A 20,474-nucleotide genomic window follows, 5' to 3' on the forward strand; every position below is an offset into this window, starting at 1 on the left:
GGAGTAACAGGTTCAACGGGAACAACAGGTCCAACTGGAGTTATTGGTCCCATAACAACAACTAATTTATTATTTTACACTTTTTCAGATGGAGAGAAACTTATATATACAGATTCAGATGGAATAGCTCAATATGGTACAACTCACATATTATCTCCTAATGAAGTTTCATATATTAACTTGTTTATTAATGGAATACTTCAACCACAACCATTTTATCAAGTTAGTACTGGTCAGCTAACTTTATTGGATGATCAACCACCATCACAAGGTTCATCAATTATTTTGCAATTTATCATTATTAATTAAAAAAGACAGCTTCTTAAATAAAAAGAAGCTGTCTTTTTGTTTTACTTTAAAGTAACTAGCACTAAGTGACGATAAATTCGATTGTAATTGGAATTCCGCCGTCTAATGCATCTCCGCCAGGAATTGTAATAGCACCAGTAGGTCCAGTAGTAATACTGGAGTTCACACTAGGTTGAAGAATGCCGTTTACATAAAAGTTGTAATACGTAAAAGTCGGAAAAGCAGTTGCAGTAGTACCAGCATCGTTTAAACAAGCTGTAGCGGCAATTGCAAAAGCTGCACCTGTTCCTGTTCCAGCTCCTAGTGTAGATGTAAATCTTCTAGATGCCATAAATGGTTGGATGATTGGCAATTAATTCTCACTCCTTACAATATTTTATTAGAACGAAGTATAAAATAACTTGTCCACTATATTGTATGAGAGTTTTTTATAATAGAAACGGCTTCCCCTTTATAAGGTGAGCCCAATTTTAGTAAAGAAATGTTCTTTACTTATATGAAAAAATGATGTTGTTACTTGCGGAATGTATATTAATCGTAAATTCGAGTTTTGTATTCAACTTAAAATGTGTCTTTGGCTCTAAGAGATAAACGTGGAAAAATAAAATAAACTCTTAAGTTTAGGTGTTTAATCTAAGCAGTCAATTATTAAAAACATATAATTAATATGTGAGTCATGAACATAATTAAATAACGTTTTCAAGTTTGATTATCATTCATGTTTCCTATTTTAAGAGAAACATATAACTCAACTACTTTTTTCAATCGCATCTTTTATAGTACTTAGAATAGGAAAACACTCAACTATAAGAAAAGTAAGGAGGAAATAAATGAACCATAATGATTGTTTTGATCATAATAACTGCAATCCGATTGTTTTTTCAGCAGATTGTTGTAAAAATCCACAGTCAGTTCCTATTACTAGGGAACAATTAAGTCAATTAATTACTTTACTAAACTCATTAGTATCAGCTATTTCAGCATTTTTTGCAAATCCAAGTAATGCAAACAGATTAGTGTTACTCGATTTATTTAATCAATTTTTAATTTTCTTAAATTCCTTATTACCTTCTCCAGAAGTTAATTTTTTGAAACAATTAACTCAAAGTATTATAGTTTTATTACAATCTCCAGCACCTAATTTAGGACAATTGTCAACATTATTGCAACAATTTTATAGCGCCCTTGCACAATTCTTCTTCGCTTTAGATCTTATCCCTATTTCCTGCAATTCAAATGTTGATTCTGCAACTTTACAACTTCTTTTTAATTTATTAATTCAATTAATCAATGCTACTCCAGGGGCGACAGGTCCAACAGGTCCAACAGGAGCAACAGGTCCAACAGGTCCAGCAGGAACCGGAGCAGGTCCAACGGGAGCAACAGGAGCGCAACAGGTCCAACAGGCCCAACAGGAGCGACAGGTCCAGCAGGTACTGGTGGAGCAACAGGAGTAACAGGAGCAACAGGCCCAACGGGAGCAACAGGAGTAACAGGCTTAACAGGAGCGACAGGTCCAACAGGAGCAACAGGAGTAACAGGAGCAACAGGCTTAACAGGAGCAACTGGTGGCGGAGCTATTATTCCATTTGCTTCAGGTACAACACCATCTGCGTTAGTTAACGCGTTAATAGCTAATACAGGAACTCTTCTTGGATTTGGATTTAGTCAGCCTGGTGTAGCTTTAACTGGTGGAACAAGTATCACATTAGCATTAGGTATAGGTGATTATGCATTTGTAGCACCACGCGCAGGAACTATTACGTCATTAGCAGGTTTCTTTAGTGCAACAGCTGCATTAGCTCCATTATCACCTGTTCAAGTGCAGATACAAATATTAACTGCACCTCCAGCAAGTAATACGTTTACAGTACAAGGTGCACCTCTATTATTAACACCAGCATTTGCCGCAATAGCGATTGGTTCTACAGCATCAGGGATCATAGCTGAAGCTATTCCAGTAGCAGCTGGGGATAAAATACTGTTATATGTTTCGTTAACAGCAGCAAGTCCAATAGCTGCAGTAGCTGGATTTGTAAGTGCAGGTATTAATATCGTCTAATTTGTTACAATGTCTGTTTTAAATTTGAACTGGCATTTGTATATAGCCCTTCCTAATTTTATTAGGAAGGGCTATATTTTATGGGAAGATAGGTGATAAATGAATTGAGAAATTCCTCATTGTTAGGTTGGTATAAAAGGAAAATCAAAATGTATGATTTACACTTTATTGTTTATCGAATAAGTTATATAGCTTAAAAAATTACCTATAAATAAAAAAGATGAATTCTATTTTTAATAGAATTCATCCATTACATAAACGGTATACAAGGGTAGTAAGGTATTTATCGTGAACGTTGAAATGTTATAGTTCAAATTAGTAATAAACTATTTGTTTTTATTGCAGTTACATCCTTTTTTCTTTACATAGCCTTGCTCAGCTAAATCTCTTTGCGATTGGGAATTGGAAGATTGAGAATTCGAAGACTGAGAGGATGTTGATGAACTACTATTTTTATTATGAGAGTAGTTTTTTCGATAGTTATAATTACTCATAGTACTATCACCTCCAATTAAATATATAAATATTATATGTATGTACTCTATTAATTGTTACGATAAAAAATAGGAATAGAGGGTATACAATAAAAAATCTCCTACGTATTTTACGAGGAGATAATGGTGTTCTTTTCATGATATAGATTAATATCCCCAGTAGAGAGGGAAATAATATGAATCTTGGTAATATAAATTTTGTTGTGGACTAGGAGGCTGAGTTGGTGGATTTATCATTCCGCGGTTTTGATTACAGTTTGCTGACGGACCAATTACTGTAGTGGATTGAATAGGGGATATCGCTTGTTTCCATTGTTGTTCATCGAGACAGTAAGTATGAGCCATTATATTAGCGGGAGTTAATCTTAAAATATCAGAACCAAAAATAACTTCTGGGGTTGGGGCGTCGAAAATAGCTAATAAATGAGTACTATCTGTTGTAGCAATTTCATAATGCCACCACGCTTTTGGAATGTTGGCAACTTGCCCTGGTTTTATCGGTAAGTTTAATATTTGATTTGTAAATGGATTCAGTAAAGAAACAACAGCAGATCCGGAAATACAGTAAACCAGTTCAGCTGCATTTTGATGAATATGCGGCTCTACAATATTTCCTGTACTTAAATAAATATCTAATAAAGAAGTATTTTCTAACGTATTTAATTGTTTCACGCCAAGTACGTTTATATAATTTTGGGCATCTTTTTTAAAAAAATTACTTTTACTTACATCATAGGTGAAATTAGTTGAGGGGGAAGTGTAGTCGATACTAGAAGTCATTTATATTACCTGCCTTTCTTATATTTTCATGCAATTTGAATTTAGGATATGAGTCTAGTTATTGAAATGTGAAAGCGTTGCTGCTCTTGGTTTGTAAAGTGATAAAATTGTTCGTTTGTATTCAATATAATTACAATAGTTTCATTGTGAAAAAAAGTGCAATTAATTACAATTAATGTAAAAGATGGCGGTTTTTTAATTTGTATTATAAGGGGAGTACAGAAAATGAATCAAACTATCTTAAAAGAGTTGGAAGTTGAATTAAAAAATTACTTTCAACTGTTTTTGAATGAGCCTGCAACAATAGAAGAAATTCAAGATGCTGAAAATGAAATGGGAATTGCGTTTCCAGATGAATTACGTACTCTTTATCTTGCACATAACGGTGAGGATAAATCAGGACCAGGGTTATTTTTTGGTTTGCCATTTCTTTCATTAAATCAAGTTTTGGATGAGTGGAGAATATGGAAAAGAATTGAAGAGGATGATTTTTTAAATTTTGATGCATTTTCAATACCGGCAGAATGTATTAAGGAAAGATATGTGAATCACAATTGGATACCTATTAGTAAAGATTATGGCGGTAACAATATAGGAATAGATGTTGACCCGGATCAAAAGGGGAAAGTGGGACAAGTTATTAATTTTGGACGAGATGAAGAAGTAAAATATGTAATTGCGAATAGAATTTCAGACTTGTTACTATTTATTTTACAAACACTAAAAGTTAAAAAATTTACCATTCACCAAGAAGAAGACTATTTATATTGGAGTTATGGTGCTAACGACAATATACACTTTTTAGACGCTTTATTTAATATTGAATTACCTGTTTTACATCCTCAATTTATATTTCAATCTGAAAATAACATTAATGATTGGTACGATAGTTTAGATGAGAATTGGAGAAATATAGTGGGTCCACCTGAGTGTGCAGGCAAGTTTATTAGAGAGAAGAGATTATATTTAGGTGGAAATGGATTAGTAGATATTAGTCCGTTACAGATGTGTACGGAAGTGAGAGAACTAATTTTATCTGGAAATGAAATTAAAGATTTAACAGGATTAGAACAAGTGGATTCTTTAAAGAAGTTGTATTTAGTAAGTAACCCGGTTCAAGATTTAACGCCATTATTACGTTTGCAGCACTTACAAGAAATGAATATAAAGAATACGAAGATAAATACTCTATCGGAACTTGTAGAAATGTCATCATTAAAAAAATTAGACATTTCACATACTAGTATTCAAGATTTTTCGTTGCTACCGAAGTTTCAAAATTTAGAATCTCTTACAGTACTTATTTCAAATTGTGAACAGCTCTATGCGATTTCGAAAGTAGATAATTTAAAGCATTTATATATTTTAAGTTTAGAGAATGTTAGTGAATTGGATTTGCTTGTATTGCAAAATTTAAAAAAATTAATAACAATTGAATTTGAAAATAGCATCATTGCTAATTTAAATTGCTTAAAACACAATTCATCAATTCAAAATATAAAGTTGACAGATACAAAAGTAAAGGATGGAGCTGCATTAGGTAAAATGAAAGGACTAAAGGAATTAGAATTAGATGGCACAACAATTGATAACCTTGAAACGATTTGTTGTTCTCATTCATTAAAAATATTTACAGGTTCGTTTGAACAATTTTATAAGTTAAAAAACTCATTTGATAGAAAAATAGATTTTTCAAAAATAATTGGAGGAATGAGTGAAGAAGAAAGAGAAATTTGGCATCAGTATGTAATGGATTAGAAAATAAATTATGTATCACTGAATGTCACATCCCTCGTTAATCGTTCGTCTTGTATGTAGAACGGATAAGGAGGGATTTTGTTATGAAAAATTTGGATGTAGTAATTGTTGGTGGTGGGCTTGCTGGATTAACAGCATCTATATATTTAGCGAAATCTGGAAGGAAAGTTATTGTATTAGAAAAGTCCAGTCACTTCGGTGGTCGAGGGATGACTATAAATAAAAAGGGCATTTGTATGAATCTTGGTGCACATGCTTTATATAGAGGTGGAGAAGCGTTTAAAACTTTTCAGGAGTTAGGTGTAAATCTTCCAGGTGGAATCCCATCTACAAAAGCACATGGAATATGGAAAGGGGATATTTTTACCATCCCAACAGATTTCCGCTCAATTTTATCAACACCGTTACTTTCATGGTCTGCAAAAGTACAGTTCTCTCGTCTTATGATTCATTTAGGAAAATTAGATGTAGGAAAAGTTCCGAAAATGAGCCTATCTACATGGGCAGAAAATGAAATTAAAGATCCAATGGTTCGAAATATATTTTATGCATTATGCCGAACAACAACATATACGTATGCTCCTACAATTCAATTAGCATCTTCCGTACTAAAGCAAATACAGCTTTCAATGAAAGAAGGAGTACTTTATGTAGATGGTGGTTGGGAGACGATAATAACAAATTTAAGGGATATTGCAAGTACTAGTGGTGTGCAATTTCTAGCTAAAAAGAATGTGTTGAAAATAGAGTATTGTGAAGGGAAACAAAGAATACAATGTTTTGACGATGAAATATTTGAAGCAGGTACGGTCATTGTAACAACTCCGCCGAAAGAAGCTTGTAAAATTATAAAAGGTGCAGAAGGAACAAGTTTACAAAAATGGAGTGAACAATCTATACAAGTGACCGCGGCAGCGTTAGATATCGGTTTAAAACATTTACCGAACCCTTTGCATCATTTTACATTAGGATTAGATCAGCCAATATTTTTCACGAATCAATCGAGAGCAGCTAAATTAAGTGAAGATGGATCAATTGCAGTGAGTCTAATTAAGTATCATAACCCTGTGCTAGGGCTGAATCATATTCAAGAAGATAAAGAACAGTTAGAAAATGTAATGGAATTGTTACATCCGAATTGGAAAAGAGAAGTTGTTGCACAGCAATATTTACCGAAAATTACGGTAGTACATGATTTTCCTCATATTGACCGTGTTGAAAAACCAGGCCCTAATATACCTGAAATACCAGGTGTTTACGTTGCAGGAGATTGGGTTGGGCATGATGAAATATTAGCTGATGCTGCGGTAGCAAGTGGAAAACGTGCAGCGTTACACATTTTAAAGCAATCTGAAAGTGAGGCAGTTCATAATGGAAGCGGAGCAATTATATGAAACGTATCAATTATTATTATTTTCGTTAGCATACCGAATCCTTGGGAGTGTTATGGATGCCGAAGATATCGTCCATGACGTATTTATATCGCTTAATAATATGGAGGACGTTCAATCTATAGAAAATATGAGAGCCTATTTATGTAAAATGGTAACAAACCGCTCAATTGATAAATTACGTTCGGCAGCACATAAACGTAACGTATATGTCGGAATGTGGTTGCCAGAGCCATTTGTGGAAGAGATTGATGATCCATCAGAGTCATTTGTAATGAAAGAATCAATTTCTACAGCATATTTATTACTTTTACAACAATTGACTGAGGTAGAGAGGGTTGTTTTCATATTAAGAGAGGTTTTTAGTTATGATTACGAAGAAATCGCTTCAATTGTTGATAAGAGTAGTGTGAACTGCCGAAAAATCTTTCAACGTGCACGAAAAAGTATTTTGGATAAGCCGAAGCAGTCAAAGTTAAGTACGAAGAAGATGGCTGCTTATGTGGAGAAATTTGTATCATCATTGCAGTGTGGGGATGCGCAAGGCATGTTAGAAGTATTAAAAACAGACGTGATATTAAAAGCTGATGGTGGTGGTAAAGCTACAACTGCAATTCATCCAATCTATTCTGCAGATAGAATTATACGTTTATTCTTTGGAATTGGGAAGAAGTTCCTGGAAGAGTACAATGTTGATTATAAGATGGTAAATGGTGCCCCAGGCGTTATTGTTAAAGTAAATAATAAAGTGACTTATGTGCTTTCATTTTCATTTGAGAATGGGAAAATCTCAAACATTTATATGATGGTTAATCCTGAAAAACTTATGCACTTAAATGTAACAGTATAAAAAAAGACGCATTTCTTTAGAAGTGCGTCTTTTTTTTATTTCTCTAACATTTCAAGAGGTACATCTTTTTCGCCGGCTACCTCAAATTTAATTTCCCCATCTTCTTCATAAATACGTGAAATAATCGGTATAGTAATCATTAATTTTTTATGCTGTTTTCGTTTTCGAGCAGCATCTAAGCTAATCACGTTCATTGTAAGCATCCTTTCTTCTAGAAATATATAAACAAAAGAAAATGCGTCCGGAAAGGGCGCTTAATTGAATTTGAAATACCGATTCATTTAATTGGGGTTTATATGATTTAACAACTGCAATTGAATTAAAAATAGTATGAATGGAATAATTGCACGTAGAAATTAACTTTACCAAAAAACGAAACAATATGCTATAAAAAAATTTAAATCTTTGTCGTATAACGAGAAAAAGATTTTCGTTTCGCATATAATGAAAGTAGACGGGCAGCAAGAGCTTTTTCATCATATTGCTTTGGAAAGGCGATGAAAAAATGGATACGTTAGATTCATTATTATTTCAACTTGAACAATATGGAGAAGAGCATGATCGAAATAAAAAAACACGGGAAGAAAAATTACGGAATATTTCTCGTGAAATGGGGCAATTTTTATCAATTTTAGTAAGAGGATGTAGTGCAAAAAAAATTTTAGAAATTGGAACTTCTAATGGCTATTCTACATTGTGGTTAGCTAACGCGGTAGAAGAAACAAATGGAAATGTAACAACTGTGGAGCTTTCTTCGGAACGAGTTGGAGAGGCACTTGTCAATTTTGAAAAGGCAAACCTTTTGCAAAGGATTGATGTTCATAATCAAGAAGCAGGGGCATTTTTAGATTCGCAACTAGATTATTCATTTGATTTTATTTTCCTAGATTCAGAGCGTACGCAATACATGTGGTGGCTTGAGCATATAAAGCGCATTTTACAACCAAAGGGTTTTCTTGTTGTTGATAATGCTACTTCTCATGCGAGTGAGTTAGCCGAGTTTATAAAGATGATTGAAGAAGATGAAATGTTTGAAACGGTGTTATTGGCATTTCAAAATGGAGCATTTGTAGCGCGCAAGAAGAAATAGGAGTGAGCGCAATTTAATTATCGCATTGAAAAAGGGTGTATGTCAAAAGATTACGTACAATAGGATAAGAAGAACATAATTTATATATGTAATATACTAAGAATCCGCCTTCAGCATGTCATTCTCTAGGTCTTAAGTCTGAGGAAAATTATGTTGATTACAGGTATACTTATAGTAAGAAACAGGGAATGACTGCATAAACAGGCATTTCTAAAAAAATCGATTTCAAGCAATCAGAATGTATATGAAATACGATATAATAGATGAAATATAGTGCATATAAATTCGCACATATAAATAAAGGAGCGATTTTGTTGACTGAACTCGAGAAAAAAGAACCTGTATCGATTGTGAAAGATAATAATGTAGAAGTAGTGGTTGATACAGTTATAAAAGATGCAGAATTAGAGGAACTGAATAAAGAAGCTGATCTTTATGTACAAAAGTTAAATAGCGAGCAAAATACAGATTTATCAAAAGTATTGTCTCAGCTAGGAGATTTAGGAGATAAAGAGCAACAAGCAGCAGGACAAACGTTGTCAGCATTAAAACGTCCTGTAACAGCGATGATGAATGGAAAGAACGAAGAAATTCCAAATACATTGTTAGAATTACGCAAAGTGGTATCAGAGCTTGATCCAAATTCATTAAAAGCAAGTGGTATGAAGAAAATTATGTTTAAAGTATTCAAGAAAAATCGACTTGAAACATATGTGCATAAATATCAATCTATAGATAAGCAAATTGAGGAGATTATAAGATCCCTTCTAATTGGTCGTGACAACTTACAAGAAGATACAGTTGGTCTTGAAATGCTTAAAGAGCAATCGCACGATAAAATTCACGCACTTGATAAGCAAGTATACTTAGGTAGAAAACTCGCTGGCATGCTGGAAGCTGAGAAACAAAATCCAGAACGTCAAAGAGATATTCCATTAATTAACGATGCATTAGAAAAGATTCTCGTGCGTACACGTAATATGCAGCAAGCGAAAAGTGTTTTATTACAATCTATCGCATCTGTAGACATTATTAAGAAAAATAATGAAAAGTTAACAGAGGCAATTCGTAATGCAATTACGATGACGCAAAACGTCGTAACGGTTTCAGCTGCTATTCAGCTAGCATTAACAAATCAACGGAAAACAATTGATGCAGTGAATGCGACAAATGAAGCAATTGAATCAATGGTATTAAGTAACTCACAAGCATTAAAACAAAACACAGAAGAAACAACAAAACTTCTTGAAAATCCTGCTATTAGCATGGATAAATTACGCGAATCATTCCAAAATGTATTTGCTGCGATTGAAGCTTCTGAGAAATCATCAGAACGTATTATCGAGTCAAGTAAGAAGTTTGTAATTGAATTAGACACATTTAATGATGAAATGAAACAAAAACTCATTCAGCGTCCAAGGAAATAACAGACTTTTAGAGGAGGTGAAAAAATGAGTTTCATTCAAACAGTATTAGTACTATTGGGTACATTGCTTTTAATCGCATTTACTGTCGTTGTTTTAGTTGTATATTTCGGACGTAAACTGTATTTTTCATGGACGAAACCATATAAAAGAGCACATGATTCTTTAGATAAGTTATCGAATAAATCATTACCGTTTCTACAAGAATTTACACAACATCCGCTCTTTTATCGCTGGATTCGTACAGAAGGAAAGAAAGAACAGTATACATTAAACACTCTTTTCTGTGCATCGGGTCAACGTACGAGAGAGCAAGTATTCTCAATGTTACCGAAAGAAAAACAGAAAAAAGTACATGTAATGGCAAAAACAACGAAAAAACTTACAAATGAAGATATTGATGTAGCGGCGATGAAAGTAAAAGATTTTTTAAGACAAGAAACGCAGCAAACAGTAAAACCATCAGACCTTTCGTTTTATAAATTGTATTTTTATGATCGATATCCAGATGCATTAAATACAATTCAGGCGTATAAACGCTCAATAAATCCTTCATTACAAAGAACGGTTGATGAAATTACAATTTCAGTATTAAATGCCTTGCCGTATTATCAGGAGCAGCGTATGTTTGAACAACAACATAAACTTGAAACGTTCTTAATGAAAGATTTAACAGCGATGCTATCGTTAGTCGTACAATTACCACCTTCACAACGACCAGAAAAAGAAGAAGAATTAAAAATCTACTTGCAAAATTTCCAAAAAGAAATGGAAGTAGTCGAGCGAGATATTCGTGACTCGATTGATCACGATTTGAATGTGAAGATGAGAGCAGCGACTGAGAAGTTTAAAAATAAATAAAAAAAGTGCCTTAAAGCTATAGTTCTTAGCTTTTAAGGCGCTTTTTTTATTAGATGTTATTTTGCTTTAACTGTAGTTTTACTAGAAGCAACACTTTCATTATGCAATCGATCAACTGCGGTTACTACATACGTATACGTTTCTCCAGAAATCGCTGTTTTATCTACATAAATTTCTCCAAGCTTTGTTTTTCTTACAGTAGTAAGTAAATTTTTTGGATTTTTTGTATCCACTTCATTTTTCCCTTTTACACGGTAAATGGCGTAATAAGCAGAGTCATTCTCTCTATCATCAATGATACCTACAGCAATACCTTCATCTCTTGGAATGGCCCCTTTTAAAGTCGGTTGTTTTGGTGGATCATGATCAAGCCAAGGCATAGGCGGGATTAGTGCAGGATGTTTATATATGTCTTCTGCGAGTCTAGATTTAACTCCAAGTGGATTATTGTTAATATCTTTTAAGCTAAAATGCATACTACCTTTTATTTCAGGATATAACCGGTTTAATGCAATTTGTCTTGGATATTCTTCTGGATCAGACCAAGCGGGGACAGAGTTGTTATTAATTTTATAAGCCGCCTGACCGATGTATAGGTGAATCGGTTTATTATTTGTTTCTTTTACCCACCAATCTACTAATATGTCATATGCAGCTGGTGTGAAACCAATATTCCAGTATATTTGCGGTGTAATGTAATCAATGTATCCTTTTTGTATCCACTCACGTGTATCAGCGTAAAGATCATCATAGTTTCTTTGACCTGCAGTTGTGTTAGAGCCAGTTGGATCGTCGGCTATATTTCGCCATACGCCGAACGGACTTATACCAAACTTTACGTATGATTTTTCTTGTTTTATAGCAGTGTTTAAACCTTTGACAAGTTCATTTACATTGTCACGTCGCCAATCTTCTATATTTGTAAATCTACCGTTATTATATGTTTCGTACGTTTTTTGATCGGGGAATTCTTCACCTGCTACTTTATATGGATAAAAATAATCATCCATATGTATTGCGTCAACATCGTAATTTTGCACGATTTCTAAAGCACCTTCTGTTATAAACTTTTTCACTTCTGGAATACCAGGGTTGTAATATAACTTCCCGCCATAAGGTACAACCCAATCCGGATGTTGTCTTGCAGGGTGATTATCTGATAATCGATTTATATCAGTGTGATTCATCGTTATTCGGTATGGATTAATCCATGCGTGGAATTCTATATTTCTTTTATGTGCTTCTTCAATCATAAATGCGAGCGGGTCGTATCCAGGGTCTTTTCCTTGTGTACCTGTAATGTATTCAGACCAAGGACCGTAATGGGAAGGGTAAAAAGCATCAGCGGTTGGTTTTATTTGTACAACAACTGCATTCATACCAGTGTTTTTTACATCATCTAATAATCTAATAAACTCTTGTTTCTGCTTTTCGATGGGTAAGCCAGTTTTTGAGGGCCAATCAATATTAAGAACAGATGCAATCCATACAGCACGTAATTCATGCTTTTTGTACGTAGTATTTACTTCAGCATAAGTAGAGTAAGGGGAAATGAAAGAGAAAGGAATAAAAAAGATGACGATACAACATATCATTAATAAACGTTTAACGATCATTTATACGCCTCCCTATTATATGGTTAACTAATATGATATCTGAGTGGAGGTTGTTCTTACAATTGAGAAAAATAAATATTGAAACATTAATTTAATAGGAAAAATTTTTTTACTGAAATTTACTTTCATCATAACTAAATTCTTTCACTTCTTCATATGCTTGTTAGTAAAGTGAAACTTCCTTTCATTCAAAGGGGATAAATGATAAGTATAGGAGGATTAATAAATGAAGGTTTTATTCGTTTGTTCTGGAGGAATGTCCAGTGCAATTGTTGTAAACGCTTTAAAAAAAGAGGCGGAGAAAAAAGGTGTAAACATGGAAGTGCATGCGATTGGAACAAATGAGGTGGAAGAAGAAGTGAAGAATGGCTGGGACGTTGTAATGGTTGCACCTCAAGTAAGACATCGATTTGATTCAGTTAAAAAATTTGCAGAAGAGGAATCTATCCCGTGCGGTATTATACCGCCGCAAGCTTATACGCCGCTTGGCGGACCGACTTTATTAAAAACTGTACATGATTTAATTAGTTAGGGGGAAGCGTTATGAATAAGTTTGTCACGTTTCTTGATAAAAATTTATCTGGACCGATGGCAAGGCTTTCTGAACAGAGGCATTTACAAGCAATCCGTGATGGAGTTATTTCAGCATTACCATTTATCATCGTAGGAAGTTTCTTTTTAATCGTAGCATTTCCACCATTACCGAAAGATAGTTTCATATCCGTGTGGGCATTAAAAAATCAAACAAGTATTTTAATACCATATCGTTTAACGATGTTTATTATGTCTTTATATATAGCGTTTGGAATAGGATATAATTTAGCGAAAAGTTATAAGCTAGATGCTTTATCAGGGGCACAGCTTGCAGTATGTTCATTGCTATTAACATTAACGCCTGAATTAATTGATAAAAAAGGGTTTATGCTTCCGATGACAAATCTCGGGGGTCATGGATTATTCGTGACAATGATTGTTTCTATTTTATCAGTTGAGATATTAAGATTTTGTAAGACGAAAAATGTAATGATTAAAATGCCAGAACAAGTACCGCCGTCTGTTTCACGTTCGTTTGAAGCACTTATACCTGCTGCATTCGTTATTATTTTAATGAGTTTAGTAACTGTCGTTTTTAGTATGGATTTACATCATGTAGTTGATAAATTAGCGGCACCGTTAGTAAAAGCTGGTGATAGTTACTTCGGTGTAATCATTCCAGTATTTTTAATTACATTTTTTTGGTCATTCGGAATTCATGGTGTGTCGGTTGTTGGAACTGTTGCCCGGCCATTATGGGAAGTATATTTAGGGAAAAATGGTGAAGCAGTTGCTAGTGGCGCAAATCAGTTACCATTCATTTCACCAGAACCATTATACCAATGGTTTATATGGATTGGTGGTTCGGGCGCAACGCTAGGACTTGTATTAGCCATGATCGTATTTGGTAGATCGAAATATTCGAAAGCATTATCGAGAAGTTGTATTGTACCTGGTATTTTTAATATTAATGAACCTGTTATTTTTGGATTGCCAATCGTACTAAACCCAATATTAATTATCCCATTTATCATTACACCACTAGTAACAGCAACTATTGCATACTCAGCAACTGCGATGGGGTTTGTTACACCAACACATATAATGCCTCCATGGACATTACCAGCTCCAATTGGTGCATATTTAGCGACAGGTGGGGATTGGAGAGCGATTGTACTCGTATTTATAAACATAACAATATCATTCCTTATTTATTTACCATTCTTTAAAATGTACGACAAAAACATGCTTGAAATTGAGAAAAATGGTGATGGGGAATCTGTTAATCCGTAAGTTTTATATTTTATTTTTGAGTGATAGGCATTTTGTCTATCACTTCTTTCACATGAAGTCCAGAGAGGGTGAAATGGAATGAATATAAAATTTAGTTATAAAGGTGTATTTTTATTATTATTTGGAGTGATATGTGCAAATTTACTTTTTGTACCTTTATTAAGAATGCTAGATTTATCACAAATGTATAGTATATGGCTCGTTACAAGCATTGCGGCAAGTATTTTGCTTACAGTAGTTGTTTCTTTCATTGATGGATCGTTTGCATCAAAAGCTCAGTTGTTTTATAGATTTATATTATTTTCGATCGGTTGTACGTTTGTAACTTACATGATCGTTTTTTAGTAAAGGGGAGGTCATGCATGTTATGTATATTGCAGGGATAATGTCCGGTACATCGTTAGACGGAATAGACGTAGCGCTCGTTCATATAGAAGGAAGCGGTGTAGGTTCTAAAGTTGAACTAATCCATTTTACTACTGTGCCATTTTGTGATGATATGAAAAATGAGATCCAGCAGGCATTATCAATAGAAAATTCAAATGTACAACTCATATGCAGTTTAAATTTCAAACTCGGTTTATGCTTCGCAGGTGCTGTAAAGGAAGTTTGTAAAGAGGCCAATTTTCATTTGGGACAATTAGATGTAATTGGTTCTCACGGACAAACGATTTATCATCAGCCAAAGCAAGATGGCACTATGATTCCTTCCACGTTACAAATTGGAGAACCAGCAGTTATAGCGTATGAAACGAAAACAACGGTTATCTCTAATTTTCGAACGATGGATATGGCAGCAGGGGGACAAGGTGCACCACTTGTACCATATTCAGAGATTATTTTGTATCGTCACCAAACTAAAAATAGAATACTACAAAATATTGGTGGGATTGGTAATGTTACTGTAATACCAAGTCAACTAAGTGAGAAGAGCGTAATAGCTTTTGATACAGGGCCAGGGAATATGATAATGGATGAAGTATGTCAAAGGTTATTTCGGTTGCCATATGATCATAATGGTAAAATTGCAAATCAAGGGGTAGTTGTAGATGAAATTTTGGCATATTGTCTGAACCATCCATTTGTGAAGATGAATCCACCGAAATCAACTGGTAGAGAACAGTTTGGAGAAGAATTTGTAAGTAAATTATTGAAGCGGTTTGAAAAGCATAGTAAAGAAAATATATTGACGACTGTCACGATGTTTACTGCAAGTTCAATTGTTTATCATTATAAGGAGTTTATTTTGCCATATTATGAAATCGATGAGGTAATTCTAGGTGGTGGTGGAAGTTATAATGATACACTTGTAGAAATGATACGGCATGGATTAAAAGAAGAAAAATGTGCATTATTCCTTCAAGAAGATATAGGCTATTCTTCAGAAGCGAAGGAAGCAATCGCCTTTGCCATTTTAGCAAACGAAACGCATCATTGTAATCCGAGTAATGTGCCGAGTGCAACAGGTGCAAAGCAATCTGTAGTTTTAGGGAACATAACATTCCCTCCAATTTGAAGAGAATGAGGCGAAAGTATGAAGTATATGATTGGAGTAGACGGCGGGGGAACGAAGACAGAAGCAACTGCATTTGATAAAGACGGAAATGAATTCGTAAGAGCTACAAGTGGTTTTGGAAATATATTAATAGATTTTGAAGAAGCTCTTTTGCATATTATGGAAGCGATTGATCAATGCCAGAAAGGGTTGTTAAATGGGGATTGCGTTTGTATTTGTTTAGGATTAGCGGGTGTAAGTGGAGCAAATACAAATGAATTAACATTACGTCTAAAAAAGAAGTTTGGAACACCAATTGAAGTATTTAATGACGCAATGATTGCACATGCAGCTACTTTAAAAGGGAAGGATGGAATTTTAACAATTGGTGGTACAGGTGCGATTTGTCTTGGAAAGAAAGGAGAAATGTACGAGTATAGCGGTGGATGGGGACATATTTTAGGAGATGAAGGAAGCGGATATTGGATTGCATTACAAGGTTTAAAGAGAATGGCAAATCAACTTGATCAAGGAGTTACACTTTGTCCATTAAGTTTAAGGATTCAAGATGAGTTTCAACTTTTAACATCGTCTCATATAAAACAACTAGTATATACTTCTTCAAAAGATAAAGTGGCAGCAATTGCACCATTCATTATTGAGGAAGCGAGAAATGGGAATGTTGATGCACATGAAATTATAGTGCAAGCGGCTAAGGAATTAACGAAAATTACGGTGAATATTTATAATAAAATGCAGTTTGATGTAACAACTTCAATTGCAGTAAGTGGCAGCATATTGCGTTTCGTTCCAGAAATATACGCTGAATTTAAGAAATGCTGTGAGAAGAGTATAGGGGAAGTAACATTTGTATCACGATCAGAGCCAGCAGTGAAAGGAACATATTATTTAATGAAGAATAAATATTTTAAAATATAATTGTATGAGAATTTTTGTATGATTTGTAAATATATGATGTTAAAATGTATGAAGGGATGTGGATAAAAAAGTACAATATACATAGTTCTTGAATATTGTATATGTATTCCCATGTAGAAAGTGAATGATTACATGATTAATAGTATGCAATTTTTGTATTTGGTGGCTTCTTATTTATTTGGAAACATATTGACCGCTTATATAGTAACGAAATGGAGACATAACGTTGATATTCGGGATGAAGGAAGCGGTAATCCTGGCGCAAGAAATATGGGGCGCGTATACGGAAAAGGGTATTTTATCGCTACATTTTTAGGTGATGCAATCAAAGGGGCAATCGTAATTTCTATTGCAAAATACCTTTATGGAGATTCTACATTTGTAATGTTAGCTTTACTGGCTGTTTTACTTGGACATATTTACCCAATTGTATTTAAAGGCAAGGGCGGAAAAGGCATTTCAACATTTATTGGAGGATTAATCGCATTCGATTATTTGATAGCGCTTACTCTTGTTGCTGTTTTCGTTATATTTTATTTAATCTTTAAAGGGTTTACTAAGCCAGGATTAATTACAATTGCTTGTTTACCAGTGTGCATGATTTTTTATTCTTACTCTATTGTTTCGACTATTTTAAGTGCTCTTATCATTGTACTTATTTTATATGTAAATCGAGAATGAAATGAACTGTTAATAAGTGGGGTTAATCTCCACTTATAATTTTTATTAAATATATAAAGGAGATACAACATGGGGTTAATTTATAAAGTTGCTGATCAAGCTTGGGAATTTGAACGTATACATAAATTGAATTATAAAACATTTGTAGAAGAAATTCCGCAACATGAAGAAACGCAAGAGCGTATTCGTATTGATCGTTTTCATGAAGAAAATACATATTTAATTTGTTTAGATGACGATAAGTTAGTAGGAATGGTCGCGTTGCGAGGAAAACGACCATTCTCGTTAGATTATAAAATTTCAAATTTAGATTTTTATTTGCAAGAATATGGAGAAAATGTATATGAAATTCGTTTACTTTCAGTAGAACGTGAATATAGAAATGGAAGAGCGTTATTAGGTTTAATTCGCTTTTTACATCGTTATTTACTTCTAAATGGATATGAATTGGCACTCATTTCTGCTACAACACGTGAACTTCCTTTATATGAGCAAATGGGGTTCAAATCTTTCCATACGTTAGTTGGTACAGAAGCAGCAGCATTCCAGCCAATGTATGTTACCCCTGCTATGTTTGAAGCGTCGAGTGTTGGGGGGATAATGACGAAAGAATTTACGTTTTTACCAGGTCCAGTAGATATTGAAGAGAATGTTCGAAAGGCATTTTCTACTAAGCCTATTTCGCATCGTTCTAAGTCATTTCAAGTGACGATGGAAAATGTGAAAAAACGTTTACTGCAAATGACAAAAGCGAAACGTGTGCAAATACTATTAGGTACAGGGACGCTAGCGAATGATGCCATTGCTTTACAGTTACGTTCTGTAAAAGGGAAAGGACTAGTATTAACAAATGGGGAATTTGGTAATAGATTAGTTGGACATGCAGCACGCGCGCAATTACATTTTGATACGTATAAAAAAGAAATGGGAGAACCGTTTATTTATACCGAATTAGAAAAAATAATGGAAACTGACAATTATGAATGGCTTTGGTTTGTTCACCATGAAACATCAACCGGAATGTTAAATGATTTAGAAGAACTAAATGTTTTATGTGAAAAGTATAAAGTGAAACTATGTGTAGATTGCATTAGCTCAATTGGAGCAATACCGATAGATTTGAATGATGTATATTTTGCAAGCGGTGTTAGTGGAAAGGCAATTAAATCGTTTACTGGATTATCTTTTGTTTTTCATAATCACAATGTGAAAGTAAATGAGACATTACCGGCCTATATAGACATTGGTATGTACGAAGAAAATGATAGTATTCCATATTCACATTCATGGAATTTAATGTATGCATTGCAAGAAGCCTTAAAAAGATTTGATGATGAAATGACATTTGAAAAAATTAAAGAGGCGTATGCATATATTGAACAAGCTATTGCTACTATGGGGTTAAAACTTGTTTCACCTAAAGAACATGCTGCGCCAATTATACTTACCATTCAATTAAATAAAGGTCTTTCTTCTAAAGCGTTAGGAGATGCGTTGGCGTTACAAGGATATATCGTCCATTATGAATCAGCGTATTTACAAAAGAATAACTGGATCCAAATTGCATGCCTGAATCATTACAAAGAACGTGACATGAAGAGGATGTTGAATTGTTTACAACTGTGTGTATTACAGAGTGAGGTACATATATAAAGACTTTTTCTTAATATAGATGGTTTCGTATAAAGGAGTTGCTACATACGAAAACTTAGGAATAGATCATTGGAAGAGGTGTTAGTATGATAACTAAAAAACTACCGTTACATATAGATGATATTAAAAAAGCTCAAAACATTTTAGACAGAAATGCTCGTAAAACGCCATTAGTAAAATCATTTTATTTGACTAGTAAAACAGGCGGAGAGATTCACTTGAAATTAGAAAATATGCAATTAACGGGTTCTTTTAAATTCCGTGGTGCATTTAATAAAATGTCACAGCTGGCAGATCAGGAAAAAGAGAGAGGAGTAATTGCTTGTTCCGCTGGTAATCATGCGCAAGGAGTCGCTTTATCTGCTCATTTACTTGGTATTAAGAGTAAAATTGTGATGCCGATTTCTGCCCCTCAGGCGAAAGTTGAAGCAACTAGAGGATACGGATCAGAAGTGATTTTATATGGTGAAACTTTTGATGATGCGAAGGCAAAATGTGAGGAGATTATTAAGGAAACAGGTGAAACATACTTACATCCGTATGACGATGTAGAAGTAATGGCTGGTCAAGGTACAATAGGATTAGATATTCTTGATGATATGTGGGATGTTGATACTGTCATTGTACCAATTGGCGGAGGTGGAATTATTTCTGGTATTGCTGTTGCATTAAAATCTTTTAATCCATCCATTAATATTATTGGTGTCCAAGCAGATAATGTTCATGGGATGAAGGCATCTTATGAAAAAGGTACGATTGTAGAGCATTATGAGGCACCTACAATAGCAGATGGCTGCGCAGTTAAAATACCTGGCGATTTAACTTTTGAAGTAGTAAAAGAATTAGTAGATGATATTGTAACAGTATCAGAAGGTGAATTAGAAGTAGCGATGAAAGACTTATTACAACGAGGTAAAGCTGTTGTAGAAGGAGCTGGCGCATTAGCTACTGCTGCTCTACTTGCAGGGAAAGTGGATCCATATATTAAAGGGAAAAAGGTAGTCGCGGTTATATCTGGTGGAAACGTAGACTTGCAGCGCATTTCAAGTGTTTGTGAGCAATTTTTTGTAGCCAATGAAGTGAAATAGTATTTAAAAAATATAAATTTTATGGAAGAAGAGCTAAGACAACTAATCTTAGCTCTTACTTTTTTTCTAATGTATAGTGAATTATTATATGCAATCGTCTATTTTCAAAGAGAGCTCAAATAATTATATCAATATTGTCGAAACGTAAGCATAAAT

Annotated in this window: 19 protein-coding genes and 1 pseudogene; 16 read left to right on the plus strand and 4 right to left on the minus strand. The window is 34.0% G+C overall.

Going from position 1 to position 20,474, the window contains the following annotated elements:
• Window positions 1-309 (plus strand): DUF4183 domain-containing protein (locus K5S59_RS11510; protein ID WP_220784052.1); only part of this gene is annotated, 309 nt, incomplete at its 5' end.
• A gap of 61 nt (window positions 310-370) precedes the next feature.
• On the opposite strand, the gene K5S59_RS11515 is transcribed toward K5S59_RS11510, so the two are convergent.
• Window positions 371-661 (minus strand): DUF4183 domain-containing protein, encoded by a 291-nt coding sequence (locus K5S59_RS11515; RefSeq protein ID WP_001121646.1) that lies wholly within the window; start codon window positions 659-661, stop codon window positions 371-373.
• A 478-nt stretch (window positions 662-1,139) separates the two neighbouring features.
• Between K5S59_RS11515 and K5S59_RS11520 the strand changes: the two are divergent.
• Window positions 1,140-2,371: pseudogene (locus K5S59_RS11520) on the plus strand (exosporium glycoprotein BclB-related protein).
• A 641-nt stretch (window positions 2,372-3,012) separates the two neighbouring features.
• On the opposite strand, the gene K5S59_RS11525 reads toward K5S59_RS11520, so the two are convergent.
• Window positions 3,013-3,645 carry a cupin domain-containing protein gene (locus K5S59_RS11525; protein WP_000204202.1) on the minus strand — a complete coding sequence of 211 codons (633 nt, stop codon included), beginning with the start codon at window positions 3,643-3,645 and terminating at the stop codon, window positions 3,013-3,015.
• Window positions 3,646-3,870: 225 nt separating this feature from the next.
• On the opposite strand from K5S59_RS11525, the gene K5S59_RS11530 reads away from it, so the two are divergent.
• The 3 genes from K5S59_RS11530 to K5S59_RS11540 all read left to right on the plus strand — a co-directional run bounded on the left by K5S59_RS11530 (window position 3,871) and on the right by K5S59_RS11540 (window position 7,644).
• Entirely contained in the window at window positions 3,871-5,403 is a 1,533-nt protein-coding gene (locus K5S59_RS11530; protein ID WP_120450158.1) for an SMI1/KNR4 family protein, read from the plus strand.
• Between the two features lie 83 nt (window positions 5,404-5,486).
• Entirely contained in the window at window positions 5,487-6,797 is a 1,311-nt protein-coding gene (locus K5S59_RS11535; RefSeq protein WP_098258762.1) for a phytoene desaturase family protein, read from the plus strand.
• Window positions 6,775-7,644 carry a sigma-70 family RNA polymerase sigma factor gene (locus K5S59_RS11540; RefSeq protein ID WP_098258763.1) on the plus strand — a complete coding sequence of 290 codons (870 nt, stop codon included), beginning with the start codon at window positions 6,775-6,777 and terminating at the stop codon, window positions 7,642-7,644. The genes K5S59_RS11535 and K5S59_RS11540 overlap by 23 nt, the downstream gene beginning before the upstream one ends.
• Before the next feature lie 35 nt (window positions 7,645-7,679).
• Here K5S59_RS11540 and K5S59_RS11545 read toward each other — a convergent pair whose 3' ends face one another.
• Window positions 7,680-7,838: a hypothetical protein gene (locus K5S59_RS11545; RefSeq protein ID WP_001100983.1), complete on the minus strand. Its 159-nt coding sequence runs from the start codon at window positions 7,836-7,838 to the stop codon at window positions 7,680-7,682.
• 311 nt (window positions 7,839-8,149) lie between these two features.
• Here K5S59_RS11545 and K5S59_RS11550 point away from each other — a divergent pair, with 311 nt between their 5' ends.
• The 3 genes from K5S59_RS11550 (at window position 8,150) to K5S59_RS11560 (ending at window position 11,019) form a co-directional block, all read left to right on the plus strand.
• A complete protein-coding gene (locus K5S59_RS11550) occupies window positions 8,150-8,734 on the plus strand; it encodes an O-methyltransferase (protein WP_098258764.1) in 585 nt (194 codons plus the stop codon).
• Between the two features lie 314 nt (window positions 8,735-9,048).
• Window positions 9,049-10,161, plus strand: coding sequence for a toxic anion resistance protein (locus K5S59_RS11555; RefSeq protein ID WP_120450160.1), 1,113 nt, complete (start codon window positions 9,049-9,051; stop codon window positions 10,159-10,161).
• Between the two features lie 24 nt (window positions 10,162-10,185).
• Entirely contained in the window at window positions 10,186-11,019 is an 834-nt protein-coding gene (locus K5S59_RS11560) for a DUF3974 domain-containing protein (protein WP_097845053.1), read from the plus strand.
• Window positions 11,020-11,075: 56 nt separating this feature from the next.
• Here the strand turns inward: K5S59_RS11560 and K5S59_RS11565 are convergent, their stop codons facing one another.
• The gene (locus tag K5S59_RS11565) at window positions 11,076-12,635 is read right to left on the minus strand and encodes a glycoside hydrolase family 10-like protein (protein ID WP_098258765.1); all 1,560 of its coding nucleotides are present in this window, start codon (window positions 12,633-12,635) and stop codon (window positions 11,076-11,078) included.
• A gap of 226 nt (window positions 12,636-12,861) precedes the next feature.
• Between K5S59_RS11565 and K5S59_RS11570 the strand changes: the two genes are divergently transcribed.
• The 8 genes from K5S59_RS11570 to tdcB all read left to right on the plus strand — a co-directional run bounded on the left by K5S59_RS11570 (window position 12,862) and on the right by tdcB (window position 20,318).
• Window positions 12,862-13,167 carry a PTS sugar transporter subunit IIB gene (locus K5S59_RS11570; RefSeq protein ID WP_097845051.1) on the plus strand — a complete coding sequence of 102 codons (306 nt, stop codon included), beginning with the start codon at window positions 12,862-12,864 and terminating at the stop codon, window positions 13,165-13,167.
• A gap of 11 nt (window positions 13,168-13,178) precedes the next feature.
• Window positions 13,179-14,462, plus strand: a complete 1,284-nt coding sequence (locus K5S59_RS11575; RefSeq protein WP_120450162.1) for a PTS sugar transporter subunit IIC — start codon at window positions 13,179-13,181, stop codon at window positions 14,460-14,462.
• 78 nt (window positions 14,463-14,540) lie between these two features.
• Entirely contained in the window at window positions 14,541-14,807 is a 267-nt protein-coding gene (locus K5S59_RS11580; RefSeq protein WP_001021967.1) for a hypothetical protein, read from the plus strand.
• A 22-nt stretch (window positions 14,808-14,829) separates the two neighbouring features.
• Complete coding sequence (anmK, locus tag K5S59_RS11585; protein WP_098258766.1) at window positions 14,830-15,978, plus strand: anhydro-N-acetylmuramic acid kinase AnmK; 1,149 nt, start codon at window positions 14,830-14,832, stop codon at window positions 15,976-15,978.
• A gap of 18 nt (window positions 15,979-15,996) precedes the next feature.
• On the plus strand, window positions 15,997-16,896 hold the full coding sequence (locus K5S59_RS11590) for a BadF/BadG/BcrA/BcrD ATPase family protein (RefSeq protein ID WP_000876633.1): 900 nt from the start codon (window positions 15,997-15,999) through the stop codon (window positions 16,894-16,896).
• Between the two features lie 132 nt (window positions 16,897-17,028).
• The gene (gene plsY, locus K5S59_RS11595; RefSeq protein ID WP_000610851.1) at window positions 17,029-17,577 is read left to right on the plus strand and encodes a glycerol-3-phosphate 1-O-acyltransferase PlsY; all 549 of its coding nucleotides are present in this window, start codon (window positions 17,029-17,031) and stop codon (window positions 17,575-17,577) included.
• Between the two features lie 69 nt (window positions 17,578-17,646).
• On the plus strand, window positions 17,647-19,230 hold the full coding sequence (locus K5S59_RS11600) for an aminotransferase class V-fold PLP-dependent enzyme (RefSeq protein WP_000523021.1): 1,584 nt from the start codon (window positions 17,647-17,649) through the stop codon (window positions 19,228-19,230).
• Window positions 19,231-19,316: 86 nt separating this feature from the next.
• Window positions 19,317-20,318, plus strand: a complete 1,002-nt coding sequence (gene tdcB / locus K5S59_RS11605) for a bifunctional threonine ammonia-lyase/L-serine ammonia-lyase TdcB (protein ID WP_000628901.1) — start codon at window positions 19,317-19,319, stop codon at window positions 20,316-20,318.
• The last annotated feature ends 156 nt before the right edge of the window (window positions 20,319-20,474 follow it).

It is taken from the genome of Bacillus sp. BML-BC051 (assembly GCF_019656175.1).
Taxonomy (GTDB): domain Bacteria; phylum Bacillota; class Bacilli; order Bacillales; family Bacillaceae_G; genus Bacillus_A; species Bacillus_A mobilis.